We start from the raw sequence: 14,475 nt of genomic DNA, 5'->3' as shown, positions 1-14,475 counted from the left end.
GCCGCTCAGAAAACCATGGTCATCGATCCCGGGTTCCACGTCCCGGAGCGCTGAACGGTCGCTTCGTCGATCTGGGCAGGCACTGCACTCGGATCGATCGGTGTGTACTTCTCGATCGAACCCCAGTCGCGAGCCCAGTCGTTGTCGAGGTACGACGGAATGGTCTGAGCGCTGAGCAGCAGATCGATCCACCCCAACGGTCCACCGCCGTAGTGGTCCTGCCATGCGCTCGTCACGAGCGCGCCGGAATGGTCGGGAAGGATCCGGTACTCGGGGACCTCGGCGATTCCGACCCGGTGATCGAAGGGGCGTTGGCGCGGGAATGCCAGGCCGACAGCCCAATCCAGCATGACGGGCGTCTGCGAGCCGACGACGTCGTTGAGCTTCTGGGTCTTCGGAACGCGCGGCGGGGTAACGGCCACCCATTGGTCGGCCTTGCTGTCGTAGTCGCTGACGACAAGTCGAATGCTGTTGGCTTCGACGGGAATCTGATCCAGTGGCACTCGCAGGTTCCGCCATGACGGTGCCGGCCCGATGTCGAGGGGCGCGATTTTTCCGAGTGTCTCCACATCGTCTGCTTCCGCGTCGTCGACGCCGCGCGCTGTGCCGTACTCGACCTCGACGTTCTGGCCGTAGGTGACGATTCCGTCCTTGTCGACCGATCGGACACGACCAGCCGTTGCAATGGAGATGATGTCGCCACGGGTTGCGTCTTCACCCACGTCGGGGAGTTGGTACCAGTCGCTGATCAGAGTGCCGGGGGAGGGTTGACCGTAACTGCCCATGACCGGTGTTGTCGCCGGGTCGAGGCCGAACGGCAACGCGACCGAACTGCCGTTGACTCCGGTCTGTCCGGCGCCACCACCGGTTCCGGCCGAGTTACCGGCGGTGTCCTCGGAGGTGTCGACGGTGTTCGCGCCGCCGGTAGCCGTGGCTTCCTTGTCGGCTCGAAGGTCGGAGGCGACACCGTTCGGATCGAATCCTGTCGCCCCACCTGCGGAGAGCGCCGTGGCAACGTTGCCGGAGAGTGGGGTCAGCATCGAGGAGTTCGGATCGGTTTCGAGCAGAACGTCGTTGGCGAGTCCGCAGTGTTGGCCGAGAACGGCGTCGACGTTCGCGCGGCCCACCGAGTAGGCCGGGTATTGGGTGATCACGCCTTTGGACATGGACAGCACCTCGAAGAGGACCATGGCACCTGCGGCGATCGTCAGTGGCGAGATGGCAAGCAGTCGAGCGTGCTTCGCGGACGGTTCCTTCCCGGCGGTGTACGGCTCACGGAAGAAGTACCACGCGGCGACGCCGAGCATCAGCACGGTCAGCCCGAGGAGGACGGTGCTCGCACCGAGTCCGCCGATCGACACCGGCTTGTCCCACCACGGAACGCTGTAGCTGGACACGTAGTAATAGCTGTTGCTGCCGGTGAACGCGACCGCCAGCAGGAACAGGACTGCCGCCGCGAAGAGGGCCCGATTGCGCGGCGAGCGTAGGAGTTTCGTTCCCACGGCGACGGCCGTCATCATCGCCAGAACGGCGGTGAGTCCGGCAAAGATTCCGAAGTGGTGGGTCCACTTGGTCGGCGAGAACATCAGCAGTGGCAGTGCGCCGATCGTCAGCCCCACGACGCGGCGTGACGGACCGGCGGCCAGACCGGGAATCCGACCGCCCTTGCGCAGCATCATCGCGGTGCAGACGCCAAGGCACAGAACCATGACGAACACACCGAATCTGCGGGTCAGGGAACCGTCGACGGAGATGTTGAAGAGGTACTGATAGCGGAGGTACTCGTCGAACCAGGGCTGATTCGGCGAGATCGAGTGGACGCGTTGCATCTCGATGACGGCGGCCAGACTCTGATCGCCGAACGCGGGGATGAGGATCGAGAGTCCGGCAGCCAACAGTGGCCCGACAGCTGCGACATAACCGGTGGTGCGCGCACGTTCGATGATGATGCGCATGATCGGGCGTATGCCGGCGATGAGTGCGGCGAAGCAGATGAGGCCGGAGGGCCCGGCAGTCAAGGTGAATCCGGCGATCAGAATCGCGACAGCGACCGGTAGAAGGCGTCTCGTCGCGACGGCGCGTTCGATCGAGCACCACGTCAGCAGGACGCCGAGAGCGACGATCGGTTCGGGGCGAAGTCCGTTGTTGAAGGGAAGCCAGAATGCGAGGAAGACGAGCGCACCGGTCCAGAGGGCGAGCCGGTTTCCGCGGATTGCGGCGCCGAGTCGAGGCGCGACCTCCCGACTGATGACGAGCCAGGTGATGATGCCCGCCAGCAGAGCAGGCAGGCGCACCCAGGGGCTTGCAGTGCTGACGTGCGCCAGGAGTCCGAGGATGTTGTAGTACGGAGTCCCGAACGGGGTTTCGGGGACTGCGAACCACCGGAAGTAGTTGGACATGTAGCCGGATTGCTCGGACGCCCTGGCCATCGTGAACTGGTAGCCGTCGTCGGTCGTGGTAGCGCCGATGAAATGCCACAGCACCAGAGTTCCGACCACGACGCCGTCGAGGACGGTGAACTTCCACCATCGGGCGGGCAGGAATTTGCGTGTGCCCCGGCCGTCGCGGTTGTCGAGACGGTGCAGAGCGAAGAGGGAAACGACAGCCGTGAGCGCCCCGAGAATCATGGCGAGGGTTTTGATCATCGACGGGCTCGACGTGAAGCGAGAGTCTGTCTCGATCGAGACGTTCAAACCGGCTGCTGCCGAATCGAGGTCACTGAAGACGCCGACCACCTGTGGCCGGCTGTCGCCCTCGATGACGCGCGGTTCGGAACCGGTGGCGCTGAAGGTGGTTCGGGTCGGCTCGGCTGACAGTGTGAGCGCGCATCCACTCGGCAGATCAGCGACCGGCGTCGAGAGCAACACTTGATCGCGTAGGACCACGTCCACCCGGGCGGGGGCGTCAGCGGATTCGGGGGAGACCGTGGCGACAAATCCGTAGCGCCGCGCGTCGGCGGCACCCGGGGGAGCAGTCGAGACGAGTGTTCCGCCGGCGGCGGTCAACTCGTTGATCGACGCGCACGGAATCGATGCCTCCATACGCAGCGGTGTGTACGAGACCAATGGCGCCTCGACGCTCGCCGTCGATCCGGACTGCGGCCAGTTGACAGCGGCGGTGTCCTGTTCGATCGGCAGGAACGGAACCGATCCGCATAAAACTATGCCGAGGATCGATGCGACAATCGCAACGATCCGCGCTCGGTTCGGTCCGCTGGATCGCTCGGGGGTCGGCAAGGCCGGAGGTGCGGTCGTGGCCACGTCACTGTCTGTCACGACTTTGGACCCTATCTGTGCGTGACGTATTTGTTATAAAAGCGGGAGTAATGGGATGGTCGTGTTCCCGGTCTCGTTCCTCGGGGGTGGGGTTGTCGGCGATCGAGGCGGGGGTGCTGTGCACGAAGTTCACGAGTCCATTCCGCTGAGCCCACTACTGCGGCGGTCGACGGTCGCATTGTGCGTCGTCCTCGGAATTATCTTGGTGATTGTCTGCGGGTTCGCGGTGATCGTGCAACGCGACCCGGCGGGCTACGTCGGGGCTGTGTTGTCCGCAACCCTTTGCTTCGGGTTGGCCACGTACATGTGGAAGGTGCGCGTGATCATCACCACAGACGCCGAACGGCTGACGATCGCGCTGTCTCCAGGGCTGCGTCAGGTTTTTCGGTGGGACGAAGTTGTGTCGGCAACTCCGGTCCATATCGGGATGGGCTCCGGGATCGGTTATCGGATGACCGGCCCTGGGATGCGGGTAATTCTCGCGTCTCCCGGCGACGGGGTCCGCTTTCGTCTGCATGACGGCCGTGAAATCTCGGTGGCAACACCTCGAAGGGACGAGCTGATCGAACTTGCCAGGCGGCGGGCGCCGGACCTGCAGTGAGCGTCGCAGGTGGACCGGTGAAAAATGGGGTGCGCCTATCCTGGATAATTGACGTCAGTTCTGTGTTTCGGGCCCGTTGTTCAGGCCTGTAATGCCGGACGGTTTGCGCCCGCTTGCACAGGCACCCCGTTTGCGTACGAGAGGAACTCTCATGCTTGCCCGCACCGACCTGCGTGGTCGTACCCCATCCACGGCCGAACTTCGCGCCGCGCTTCCCCGAGGTGGAGTGGATGTGGACGCGGTACTGCATCAGGTTCGCCCGATGGTCGAAGCCGTTCGTGATCGCGGTGCAGAAGCCGCGCTCGAATTCGGCGAGAAGTTCGACGGTGTTCGTCCGTCTTCGGTGCGGGTTCCGGCTGCAGAGCTCGAGCGCGCACTTCGTGAACTCGACCCGGCCGTCAAGGAAGCCCTCGAGGTTGCGATCGAGCGCACCCGCAAGGTGCACGCCGATCAGCGTCGTAGGGACACCGTCACTGAGGTGGTCCCCGGCGGCACGGTCACCGAGCGGTGGGTTCCGGTCGAGCGCGTCGGGCTGTACGTCCCCGGCGGCAATGCCGTGTACCCGTCGAGCGTTGTCATGAACGTCGTCCCGGCTCAGACTGCCGGCGTCGGATCGCTCGTAGTCGCCTCGCCCCCTCAAGCTGATTTCGGTGGGTTGCCGCACCCCACGATCCTTGCCGCGGCAGCCATGCTCGGCGTCGACGAGGTGTGGGCTGTCGGCGGCGGCCAGGGCGTCGCCCTGTTGACTTATGGCGGAACCGATACCGATGGCTCCGAGTTGGTGCCGGTAGACCTGATCACCGGTCCCGGCAACATCTACGTCACCGCCGCCAAGCGTCTGTGCCGTGGCCTGGTCGGCATCGACGCCGAGGCCGGACCCACCGAGATCGCGATCCTCGCCGACCACACGGCTGATCCGGTTCACGTTGCCGCCGATCTCATCAGCCAAGCCGAGCACGACGTCATGGCTGCCAGCGTCCTCGTCACCACCAGCGTCGAATTGGCCGACGCTGTCGACAAAGCTCTGGCCGCGCAGCTCGAGATCACCAAGCACCGCGAGCGCGTCACTACTGCACTGACCGGCAGTCAGTCGGGCACCGTGCTGGTCTCCGATGTTTCCGCCGGTCTGCGCGTCGTCAACGCCTATGCGGCCGAGCACCTCGAGATCCAGACCGAGGACGCAACCGGTGTCGCAGCTCAGGTCACCAGTGCTGGTGCCGTGTTCGTCGGCCCATGGGCGCCGGTCAGCCTCGGCGACTACTGCGCCGGCTCCAACCATGTTCTGCCGACGGCTGGGTGTGCGCGTCACTCTTCCGGTCTGAGTGTGCAGACGTTCCTTCGTGGGATCCACGTGATCGACTACTCCGAGTCGGCTCTGAAAGATGTTGCCGGACACGTCATCACGCTTGCCAATGCCGAGGACCTGCCCGCGCACGGTGAAGCTGTGCGCCTGCGATTCGAGGCGTTGCGATGAGTAGCTCTGCGATGAATAGTGCTCCTGGAGGATCGATTTCGGTCGACGCACTTCCGATTCGTGAGAACCTGCGTGGCAAGTCGGCGTACGGCGCGCCGCAGTTGACGGTTCCGGTTCAGCTGAACACCAACGAGAACCCGCATCCGCCGACGCAGGCGCTCATCGACGACGTCGCCGAGTCCGTGCGCGAGGCCGCGAAAGAACTGCACCGCTACCCCGACCGCGATGCCGTGGCTCTGCGGACGGATCTCGCTGCGTACCTGTCGAAGCAGACGGGAGTGCCGGTCACCGTCGACAACCTCTGGGCGGCAAACGGATCGAACGAGATTCTGCAGCAGTTGTTGCAGGCGTTCGCAGGTCCGGGACGTAGCGCGATGGGATTTGTGCCCTCGTACTCCATGCACCCGATCATCGCCGACGGTACCGATACCGAGTGGGTCGAGGTCTTCCGTCGGGACGATTTCGCACTCGACGTGGATGCTGCCGTCACCGTAATCGGTGAACGTCGGCCCGATGTCGTGTTCGTGACCAGCCCCAACAACCCGACCGGACACAGCGTCGGCATCGCGGAACTGCGACGCATCCTCGACGTGGCGCCGGGCATCGTGATCGTCGACGAGGCGTACGCGGAGTTCTCTGCTGCGCCGAGTGCGATGACGCTGATCGACGAGTTCCCGGCCAAGCTGGTTGTCACCCGCACCATGAGCAAGGCTTTCGCGTTTGCCGGTGGCCGACTCGGCTACCTCGCCGCCGCGCCCGCGTTCATCGACGCACTGTTGTTGGTGCGCTTGCCGTATCACCTGTCGGTGGTCACGCAGGCGGCGGCGCGCGCGGCCCTGCGTCACGCCGACGAGACCCTCGGCAGCGTCCATGCCCTGTCGGCCGAGCGTGATCGGGTGTCGAAGGCACTGGCGGACACCGGTTTCAGAGTGATTCCCAGCGACGCGAACTTCATCTTGTTCGGTCAGTTCACCGACAGTGCGCAGGCGTGGAAGGAATACCTCGACCGCGGAGTTCTCATCCGCGACATCGGCATCCCCGGGTATCTGCGGGCCACCGTGGGGCTCGAGGCCGAGAACGACGCGTTCATCAAGGCCAGCGACGAGATCGCAGGCACCCAGCTGGTCGACACGAATTCAGGAGAGACGGCATGAGCGATCGCATCGCGCGGATCGAACGGACAACTCGGGAATCAAGCATCGTCGTCGAACTGAATCTGGACGGGACCGGCATCGTCGACGTCTCCACCGGCGTTCCGTTCTTCGACCACATGCTCAACGCGTTGGGTACGCACGCCAGCTTCGATCTCGACGTCAAGGCGAAGGGTGACGTCGAGATCGACGCTCACCACACCGTCGAGGACACCGCGATCGTGTTCGGCCAGGCGCTCGGCCAGGCTCTCGGCGACAAGAAGGGCATCCGTCGTTTCGGTGACGCCTTCATCCCGATGGACGAAACGCTGGCGCACGCGTCGGTCGACGTCTCCGGTCGCCCGTACTGCGTGCACACCGGCGAGCCCGACTACATGGTGCATTCCGTCATCGGCGGGTACCCGGGCGTGCCGTATCACGCGGTGATCAATCGTCACGTGTTCGAGTCGATCGCCTTGAATGCGCGTATCGCACTGCACGTTCGGGTTCTGTACGGTCGCGATCAGCACCACATCACCGAGGCCGAGTACAAGGCCGTTGCGCGCGCTCTGCGCGAGGCGGTCGAGCCGGATCCGCGCGTGAGCGGCGTGCCGTCGACGAAGGGCACACTGTGAGCGTCCTCTTCACCTATCTGCTGTTCATCGGTGCGGGAATTGCTGTGGGCGGCGCCTACTCGATGTTCAAGGTCAACAAGCTGGCGTCGGGAATCCTCCTCGCGATGGCGGTTCTGGCCGCGGTAGCGGGCGCACTGCGTCTGTGACGCGAAGAGTTACTGCGTCTGTGACGGGGAAAGAGGCGGGTCCGGGGTTGCTTCGTACTCCGGGCATGGTCGGTGTCCTGATCATGGCGGCAGCAGCTTTCGGCGGCTGGTCGTTGCTGTTGCCGGTGGTGCCGTTGCTGGTTGCGCAGTCCGGTGGATCGGATGCGCTTGCCGGATCGGTGACCGGTGTCTTCATGGCGGCCACGGTCTTGACCCAACTGCTCGTGCCTCGGTTGTTGCGGACGCAGGGTTACCGGCGCGTGCTTGCGGTCGGGTGTCTGCTCCTCGGTCCGCCGTCGTTGGTGCTCTTGATCTCGGCCGACGCCGGTCCTGTCCTGGCCGTTTCGGCTGTGCGTGGCATCGGTTTCGGCATGCTGACGGTGGCCGGGAGTGCACTGGTGGCGGAGTTGGCGCCCAAGCGAATTCTCGGCCGTGCCACGGGCGCTCAGGGGATCGCGATCGCAGCGTCGCAGATGGCTGGGCTGCCGCTGGGGCTTGCGCTCATGGAGCGGTGGTCGGCGACACCGGTATTCGTTCTCGGTGCGCTGATCCCGGCACTCGCACTGGTGGCCATCGCCCGGTTACCGAAGATCTTCGCCCAGCCCACCGGGGAATCCGCTCGGTTGAGCGTGTTCGCAGTCTTGGTTCCGGTGCTCGCTTTGGCGTGCGTGTCCGCGTCGTTCGGCGGATTGTCGTCGCTGCTGCCGATCGCAATTTCGGAGCGTGCGGCCGTTGCAGGTGTGGTGTTGGCGACGGCCAGTGGGTCGATGTTGGTCGGCCGGTACTCGGCGGGACTGATCGCCGATCGTCTCGGCAGTGGTCGGACACTCGCACCGGCATTGGCGTCGTCGACCATCGGATTGGTGCTGTTCGCGATCAACGTGGACGGCGGTTCGACGCCGGTCTTGTTCTGCGCGGCGGTCCTTTTCGGGCTCGGGTTCGGTGCGGTGCAGAACGAATCGTTGGTCATGGCGTTTCAGGCTGCCGGCCCGAGGCAATTCGGATCCGCGAGCGCGATCTGGAACATCGGCTACGACGCCGGCACCGGAATCGGAGCGCTGGCGTTGGGATTCGTGGCTACTGCAGCCGGCTATGCGTGGGTGTTCGCGGTGTCCGCGGTAGTTGTTGCCCTCCTCCCGGCACTGGCCGCGGGCGGCAAAGTGATCGGCGCCAGGGTTGCCCGATAGAGTTGGGGCATGAGCGCTTCCACGATTGCTGTACTCGATTACGGCTCCGGCAACCTGCATTCGGCCACTCGCGCCTTGGCGCGCACCGGGGCGCAGGTGGAGGTGACCAACGACATGAAGGTGGCACTGGCGGCGGACGGTCTGGTGGTGCCCGGCGTCGGCGCGTTCGCGGCCTGCATGGAAGGTCTGCGTGCAGTCCAGGGTGACCGAATCATCGGCAGACGCCTGGCCGGTGGCCGACCGGTGCTGGGCATCTGCGTCGGCATGCAGATTCTGTTCGACCGGGGGGTCGAATTCGGTGTCGAGGCGGAGGGCTGCGGCGAATGGCCCGGCACCGTCGAGAGGCTGCAAGCAGAGGTCCTGCCGCACATGGGCTGGAACACCGTGGAGGCTCCGGAGTCCAGCACCCTGTTCAAGGGTATCGACGCCGATACCCGCTTCTACTTCGTCCACTCGTACGGCGTGCAGAGTTGGGAACTCGCGCCGTCCGAGCACATTGCGCCCCCGAAGCTGACGTGGGCCGATCACGGTGGAAAGTTCCTCGCTGCCGTCGAGAACGGTGCGTTGTCCGCGACGCAGTTCCACCCCGAGAAGTCCGGCGATGCAGGCGCCGAGTTGCTGAGCAATTGGGTGCAGAGTTTGTGACCGGGGGACCCGGACCGAACCGCGGCGACGATTTCTCCCTCGCTCGTCTGGCGTTGTTCTCGCTCGGCGCCGCGGTGGCTGCGCTGGCGGTCGCCACGGTCGTCATCGTTGTGCTCAAACCATCGCCGGGCGTCGGCCTCGTGATCGGTCTCGTGGGGGTCGTCGCCGCGATTGCGGCAATGGGCGTCGTATCCAAGCGGATGACCCGAAAAGCGTTCGGTGACCCGGAGGACGGTTCGAGGTCCTGACCTACTAGGGTTACCGCACGTGAGCCTGGTCCTTTTGCCTGCTGTAGATGTCGTCAACGGTGAAGCTGTTCGCCTCGTGCAAGGAGAGGCGGGAAGTGAGACCGGTTACGGGTCGCCCCGCGACGCCGCTCTTGCCTGGCAGAACGACGGTGCCGAATGGGTGCACCTCGTCGACCTCGACGCCGCTTTCGGGCGTGGATCGAACAGCGAACTGCTGGCCGGCGTCATCGGGGACCTGACGGTCAAGGTGGAACTCTCCGGAGGAATCCGCGACGACGCCTCCCTGGAAGCTGCGCTGGCCACCGGCTGTGCTCGCGTGAACCTCGGTACCGCCGCAATCGAAGATCCCGAGTGGTGTGCACGTGCCTTGGCCAAGTACGGCGACAAGATCGCCGTCGGCCTCGATGTTCGTCTCGTCGACGGCCAGTACCGCACCCGTGGTCGCGGCTGGGTCACCGACGGCGGGGATCTGTGGGAGACCCTCGCGCGTTTGGACCGTGACGGCTGCACCCGTTACGTCGTCACCGACGTCTCCAAGGACGGCACGCTCACCGGGCCCAATCTCGAACTTCTCAGCCAGGTCTGCGCGGTCACCGACGCGCACGTCGTCGCCTCCGGCGGTGTGTCGACCATCGAGGATCTCCTCGCTATTTCCAGCCTGGTAGATCAGGGTGTCGAAGGCGCGATCGTCGGCAAGGCGCTCTACGCGGGTCGCTTCACTCTCCCCGAAGCACTGGCAGCAGTTTCCGGATAGATTTTCCAGATGACTCCGACGCGTGACCTCGACGAACTTCTCGCGATTGCGGGTCGGCTTCTCGACGGCGTCCACGATCAGTTCGTCTCCGGTGTCGGTGCCCCGAGCGCGGTCCGCAAGGGTTGGGGCGATTTTGCCACCGAGGTCGATCTCGCGCTGGAGAAGCGGTTGAGCGCGGAGTTGTTCGAGCAGACCGGCATCGAGGTGCACGGCGAGGAATTCGGTGGCCCCGACGTCGGTTCGGGACTTGTCTGGGTTCTCGACCCCGTCGACGGCACTTTCAATTACTCGGCCGGATTGCCTACTGCCGGAACGCTGTTGGCGCTGCTCGACGACGGTGTCCCGGTGCTCGGATTGACCTGGCTTCCGTTGATCGGTCACACGTACGCCACTCGCGCGGGCGGTCCGTTGTTGGTCAACGGAATCGCCGTGCCGCCACTGGAGCCGACCGATCTGGCGTCGTCGATCGTCGGCTTGGGCGCACTCAACGTCAACAGTCGTGGCCGGATCCCCGGTAGCTTCCGACTCGACCTGCTCGCCGAGATCAGCAAGGTGTCTTCGCGGATCCGGATACACGGCTCCACCGGAGTCGATCTGGCCTTCACCGCGGCCGGAATCCTAGGCGGTGCGATCGTCTACGGCCGCAACGCGTGGGACAACGCGGCCGGGGTCGCACTCGTTCGCGGTGCGGGCGGGGTGGTCACCGATCTGGCCGGCAATCCGTGGACCGTAGAATCGGAGTCGGTGCTCGCCGCCGCTCCGGGCATCCACGGTGAGATTCTCGATATCCTCAACGCGCTCGGTGATCCGCGCGCTTCGTCCTCAGGAGGACCACAGTCATGACCCTCGCAGTTCGTGTGATTCCGTGCCTCGACGTCGACGCCGGACGAGTGGTCAAGGGTGTCAATTTCGAGAATCTTCGCGACGCCGGAGATCCGGTGGAACTCGCGGCAGCGTACGACGCTCAGGGCGCCGACGAACTGACCTTCCTGGACGTGACCGCCTCCACGTCGGATCGCGGCACGATGCTCGACGTCGTAAGTCGCACTGCCGAGCAGGTTTTCATTCCTCTGACCGTCGGCGGCGGAGTGCGCACGGTCGCGGACGTCGATCGTCTGCTGCGTGCCGGTGCCGACAAGGTCAGCGTCAATACCGCGGCGATCGCGCGCCCAGAACTGCTCAAGGAACTGAGTGAGCGTTTCGGCTCGCAGTGCATCGTCCTCTCGGTCGATGCCCGCACCGTTCCCCAGGGGCAGCCGGATACTCCGTCGGGCTGGGAGGTCACCACACACGGAGGCAAACGCGGCACCGGGATCGACGCGGTGGAGTGGGCCGAGCGTGGCGCGGAGTTGGGAGTGGGGGAGATCCTGCTGAACTCGATGGATGCCGACGGCACCAAGGCCGGCTTCGACCTGCTGATGATCCGCGCTGTCCGTGCAGCGGTCCACGTACCGGTGATCGCGAGTGGCGGCGCCGGCCTGGTCGAGCACTTCGCCCCGGCTGTCGAAGCGGGCGCGGACGCAGTTCTCGCAGCAAGCGTCTTCCACTTCGGCGATCTGAGCATCCCGCAGGTCAAGGATGCGATGCGTGCCGAGGGAATCGTCGTTCGCTAGGCGTTCTCGGCGCGGATTCCGTCGAACATGAGGCGGCTGATGGCCTGGTTCAATGCCGTGCAGTCGACGGACGAATCGGCTCGCAATCCTTGAATCGCACTTGCCAGCATCATGCCGTTGACGGCCTGTGCAGTGTTGTCGACGTCGAGGTCGGCGCGTAGATAGCCGCATTCGACTCCGTGGTGCAGGTACGCCGCTGTCAACGATGCCGACTGATCGAGTAGATCGAGCATCCGGCCGGTGAGATCGGCGTCGACGCCCGTCGTCTCGAAAAGCAGCACCCGCGGAATGCGTGGGTCGTCGAAGAAGATGCGGGGGAGTGCTTCGGCGATCCGTCCCACTTGAGCGCGGTACTCGTCCAGAGTGCTTGCTGCGTCAGGTGAATTCTCGGTGGCCAGTGCGCGGATGATCTTGGCGATCAGGTCGTCGATGACGTGGTCGATGATGTCGCGCTTGTTCTCGAAGTACCGGTAGAAGGTCCCGTGGCCGATTCCGAGAGTTGTTGCGATGTCGGCAATTCCGGTTGCGTGATAGCCGCGCTCGGCGAAGCACTCGAACGATGCGTCGATGATCTCGCGGCGTAATTCCGCCTTTTTTCGTTCCGCTCTGGTCATGGCCTTCGTCACGTCAGGAATGATACCGTTCTCCATAACGGAATGGCATGTCATTTTCTGATGTGCAGTTCATGAGTGCGTAGTTCATGAGAGGGATTCTCCGATGGCATTGCAGTACGACGCAGTAGTGGTGGGGGCGGGCTTCGGCGGAATGGGTGCGGCCATTCAACTCAAGCGGCTGGGCCTGAACAAGCTGGCCATCCTCGAGCGCGAGGATGATTTGGGTGGAACGTGGCACGTCAACCGCTATCCCGGGTTGGCTGTCGACATCGCGTCGGTCACGTACTCGTATTCGTTCGAGCCCAATCCGAACTGGTCCAGGCTCTTTGCGCCGGGCGCCGAACTCAAGAAGTACGCCGATCACGTCGCAGACAAATACGACCTGCGCAAGCACATGACGTTCGGTGCCGTGGTGGACGGAGCCCGCTGGGACGAGGATTCCTCGCACTGGGTCGTATCCGTCGAGGGGGCGCCGGACATCACTACCAAGTACCTCCTGACTGCGACGGGTTTCCTGTCGCAACCGCATCGGCCGGACATCTCCGGTATCGACGACTTCGCCGGCAAGATCATTCACACCACTGCCTGGGACGATTCCTACGATCTGTCCGGCACCAAGACCGCAATCATCGGAACCGGTGCTACCGCTGTGCAGTTGATTCCCGAGGTGGCACGTCAGGCCGCAGAGTTGACCGTCTACCAGCGCACGCCGATCTGGGTGGTACCCAAGATCGACGTCCCCATCCCGCATGCAGTGCAGAAGCTGTTCTCGCGCATTCCGCTCACACAGCGAATCGCCCGCGCCGTCAGTTCGTCGATTCTCGAAATGATCATGGTCAGCGCAGTCCTGCATTACAAGCAGGTCAAACTGTTGAACAAGGGTGCGTCGGCCGCATCGCGCGCATTCCTGCGGTCCCAGGTCCGAGATGCGACCCTGCGCAAGCAACTCACACCGGACTACGACTTCGGGTGCAAGCGGCCCACGTTCTCCAACAGCTACTTCCGTACGTTCACCAAAGACAACGTGCATCTCGAAACGACGTCGATCGACCACATTGCTGCCGACGGAATCGTCACGGCCGACGGCCGCAAGACCGAGATCGACACCTTGCTGCTGGCAACAGGCTTCAACCTCTGGGACGTGAACTTTCCGGCCATCGAGGTTATCGGGCGCGAGGGCAGAAACCTCGGTAAGTGGTGGCGTGACAACCGTTTCCAGGCTTACGAAGGCGTCGCGGTTCCTTACTTTCCCAATTTCCTCACGCTCGCCAGTCCCTACTCGTACAGCGGTTTGTCCTACTTCACGACGATCGAATCCCAGATGCAGCACATGGATCGACTGTTCGGCGAGGTGAAACGGCGCGGCGCGGAAACATTCGAGGTCACCGAAACTGCCAACGCCGAGTTCCTCGACCGGATGACAGAGAACTTGGCGGACTCCGTCTTCTACGGCGGCAGTTGCCAGACCGCGCGAAGCTATTACTTCAATCAGCACGGTGAGGCTGCGATCCTGCGGCCCACGTCGACACGCAACGCTTTCATCGAAGCGAAACGCTTTCCGCTCGACGACTATTCGATCGTCTAGGCGGACACGTGCCGATGTTCGGCTATCTGGCTGATCTGACGCCGGCGGGAACCGATATCACGGGATAGCGGTTCTGCCGGTTCAGCCGGGAAGAGACCGAACTGTGAATCAGTTGGCTCACCGCGGAGGCAGCGCCTTTTCGCGGTGAGCCGATCACGATGGTGAAGGCGTCGTACTTGTCCGCTGTCGCGAGGATGACACCGGCTGGATCTCCGTAGGTGCAGTCGTACGTCCAGACGTCGGTGTGTGAGGCGAGTGTCGAGGTTGTCTGCTCGCGTTGCGCCGCCATCTCGTCGTGCAGGCGTGTTTCGAATTGTGGTGAGTCGGTTTCGACAGGCAGGTCCTCGGACGTGATGCAGTGAACGACGTGGAGGGCTGAATCCTCCTTGGCGGCAAGCGTCAGTGCGTAGCTGAGTACATTCTTGCTGGTAGTACCTGGGCCGATGCCGAGAACGATGTGGCGGGTTCGGACGCGATCGGTACTCGGGTTCGCGAGATGGCAGGTGTACTCCGGGTGCGGACCGTCATGATGCTGATGGTTCATGTCGGATCTTCTTCCACGGTGACG

15 protein-coding genes are annotated in these 14,475 nt (G+C 64.0%); 12 read left to right on the top strand and 3 right to left on the bottom strand.

The window, feature by feature from the left end:
- Positions 1-5: 5 nt before the first annotated feature.
- The gene (locus ACFQ6Y_RS30035) at positions 6-3,260 is read right to left on the bottom strand and encodes an arabinosyltransferase domain-containing protein (RefSeq protein ID WP_378640487.1); all 3,255 of its coding nucleotides are present in this window, start codon (positions 3,258-3,260) and stop codon (positions 6-8) included.
- 70 nt (positions 3,261-3,330) lie between these two features.
- Here ACFQ6Y_RS30035 and ACFQ6Y_RS30030 point away from each other — a divergent pair, with 70 nt between their 5' ends.
- The 11 genes from ACFQ6Y_RS30030 to hisF all read left to right on the top strand — a co-directional run bounded on the left by ACFQ6Y_RS30030 (position 3,331) and on the right by hisF (position 11,708).
- On the top strand, positions 3,331-3,876 hold the full coding sequence (locus ACFQ6Y_RS30030) for a hypothetical protein (RefSeq protein WP_378538693.1): 546 nt from the start codon (positions 3,331-3,333) through the stop codon (positions 3,874-3,876).
- Positions 3,877-4,027: 151 nt separating this feature from the next.
- Positions 4,028-5,350, top strand: a complete 1,323-nt coding sequence (gene hisD, locus ACFQ6Y_RS30025; protein WP_378547931.1) for a histidinol dehydrogenase — start codon at positions 4,028-4,030, stop codon at positions 5,348-5,350.
- An 11-nt stretch (positions 5,351-5,361) separates the two neighbouring features.
- Positions 5,362-6,504 carry a histidinol-phosphate transaminase gene (locus ACFQ6Y_RS30020; RefSeq protein ID WP_378538689.1) on the top strand — a complete coding sequence of 381 codons (1,143 nt, stop codon included), beginning with the start codon at positions 5,362-5,364 and terminating at the stop codon, positions 6,502-6,504.
- On the top strand, positions 6,501-7,115 hold the full coding sequence (gene hisB / locus ACFQ6Y_RS30015) for an imidazoleglycerol-phosphate dehydratase HisB (RefSeq protein WP_003942383.1): 615 nt from the start codon (positions 6,501-6,503) through the stop codon (positions 7,113-7,115). Before ACFQ6Y_RS30020 ends, hisB begins: the two co-directional genes overlap by 4 nt.
- On the top strand, positions 7,112-7,261 hold the full coding sequence (locus ACFQ6Y_RS30010; RefSeq protein ID WP_230813421.1) for a hypothetical protein: 150 nt from the start codon (positions 7,112-7,114) through the stop codon (positions 7,259-7,261). The genes hisB and ACFQ6Y_RS30010 overlap by 4 nt, the downstream gene beginning before the upstream one ends.
- A 65-nt stretch (positions 7,262-7,326) precedes the next feature.
- On the top strand, positions 7,327-8,448 hold the full coding sequence (locus ACFQ6Y_RS30005) for an MFS transporter (RefSeq protein WP_378640484.1): 1,122 nt from the start codon (positions 7,327-7,329) through the stop codon (positions 8,446-8,448).
- Between the two features lie 9 nt (positions 8,449-8,457).
- On the top strand, positions 8,458-9,093 hold the full coding sequence (hisH, locus tag ACFQ6Y_RS30000) for an imidazole glycerol phosphate synthase subunit HisH (RefSeq protein WP_003942389.1): 636 nt from the start codon (positions 8,458-8,460) through the stop codon (positions 9,091-9,093).
- Positions 9,090-9,341: a hypothetical protein gene (locus ACFQ6Y_RS29995; protein WP_378640417.1), complete on the top strand. Its 252-nt coding sequence runs from the start codon at positions 9,090-9,092 to the stop codon at positions 9,339-9,341. Before hisH ends, ACFQ6Y_RS29995 begins: the two co-directional genes overlap by 4 nt.
- Positions 9,342-9,360: 19 nt before the next feature.
- Positions 9,361-10,095: a bifunctional 1-(5-phosphoribosyl)-5-((5-phosphoribosylamino)methylideneamino)imidazole-4-carboxamide isomerase/phosphoribosylanthranilate isomerase PriA gene (gene priA / locus ACFQ6Y_RS29990; RefSeq protein WP_003942371.1), complete on the top strand. Its 735-nt coding sequence runs from the start codon at positions 9,361-9,363 to the stop codon at positions 10,093-10,095.
- Positions 10,096-10,104: 9 nt separating this feature from the next.
- The gene (locus ACFQ6Y_RS29985) at positions 10,105-10,938 is read left to right on the top strand and encodes an inositol monophosphatase family protein (RefSeq protein WP_378449586.1); all 834 of its coding nucleotides are present in this window, start codon (positions 10,105-10,107) and stop codon (positions 10,936-10,938) included.
- Positions 10,935-11,708, top strand: a complete 774-nt coding sequence (gene hisF, locus ACFQ6Y_RS29980; RefSeq protein WP_095969965.1) for an imidazole glycerol phosphate synthase subunit HisF — start codon at positions 10,935-10,937, stop codon at positions 11,706-11,708. The genes ACFQ6Y_RS29985 and hisF overlap by 4 nt, the downstream gene beginning before the upstream one ends.
- Here the strand turns inward: hisF and ACFQ6Y_RS29975 are convergent.
- Positions 11,705-12,322 carry a TetR/AcrR family transcriptional regulator gene (locus ACFQ6Y_RS29975; protein WP_378640481.1) on the bottom strand — a complete coding sequence of 206 codons (618 nt, stop codon included), beginning with the start codon at positions 12,320-12,322 and terminating at the stop codon, positions 11,705-11,707. The two genes, hisF and ACFQ6Y_RS29975, sit on opposite strands and share 4 nt — an antisense overlap.
- A gap of 103 nt (positions 12,323-12,425) precedes the next feature.
- On the opposite strand from ACFQ6Y_RS29975, the gene ACFQ6Y_RS29970 reads away from it, so the two are divergent.
- Entirely contained in the window at positions 12,426-13,907 is a 1,482-nt protein-coding gene (locus tag ACFQ6Y_RS29970) for a flavin-containing monooxygenase (protein WP_378640413.1), read from the top strand.
- A gap of 22 nt (positions 13,908-13,929) precedes the next feature.
- Here ACFQ6Y_RS29970 and ACFQ6Y_RS29965 read toward each other — a convergent pair whose 3' ends face one another.
- Positions 13,930-14,451, bottom strand: a complete 522-nt coding sequence (locus tag ACFQ6Y_RS29965) for a universal stress protein (RefSeq protein ID WP_378547943.1) — start codon at positions 14,449-14,451, stop codon at positions 13,930-13,932.
- Positions 14,452-14,475 lie beyond the last annotated feature (24 nt).

The sequence above is a fragment of the Rhodococcus sp. NPDC056516 genome (assembly GCF_042794655.1).
Lineage (GTDB): Bacteria > Actinomycetota > Actinomycetes > Mycobacteriales > Mycobacteriaceae > Rhodococcus_F.
Note: the sequence above shows the minus strand (reverse complement) of the source record. Positions and strands in the feature narration are given on the sequence as shown.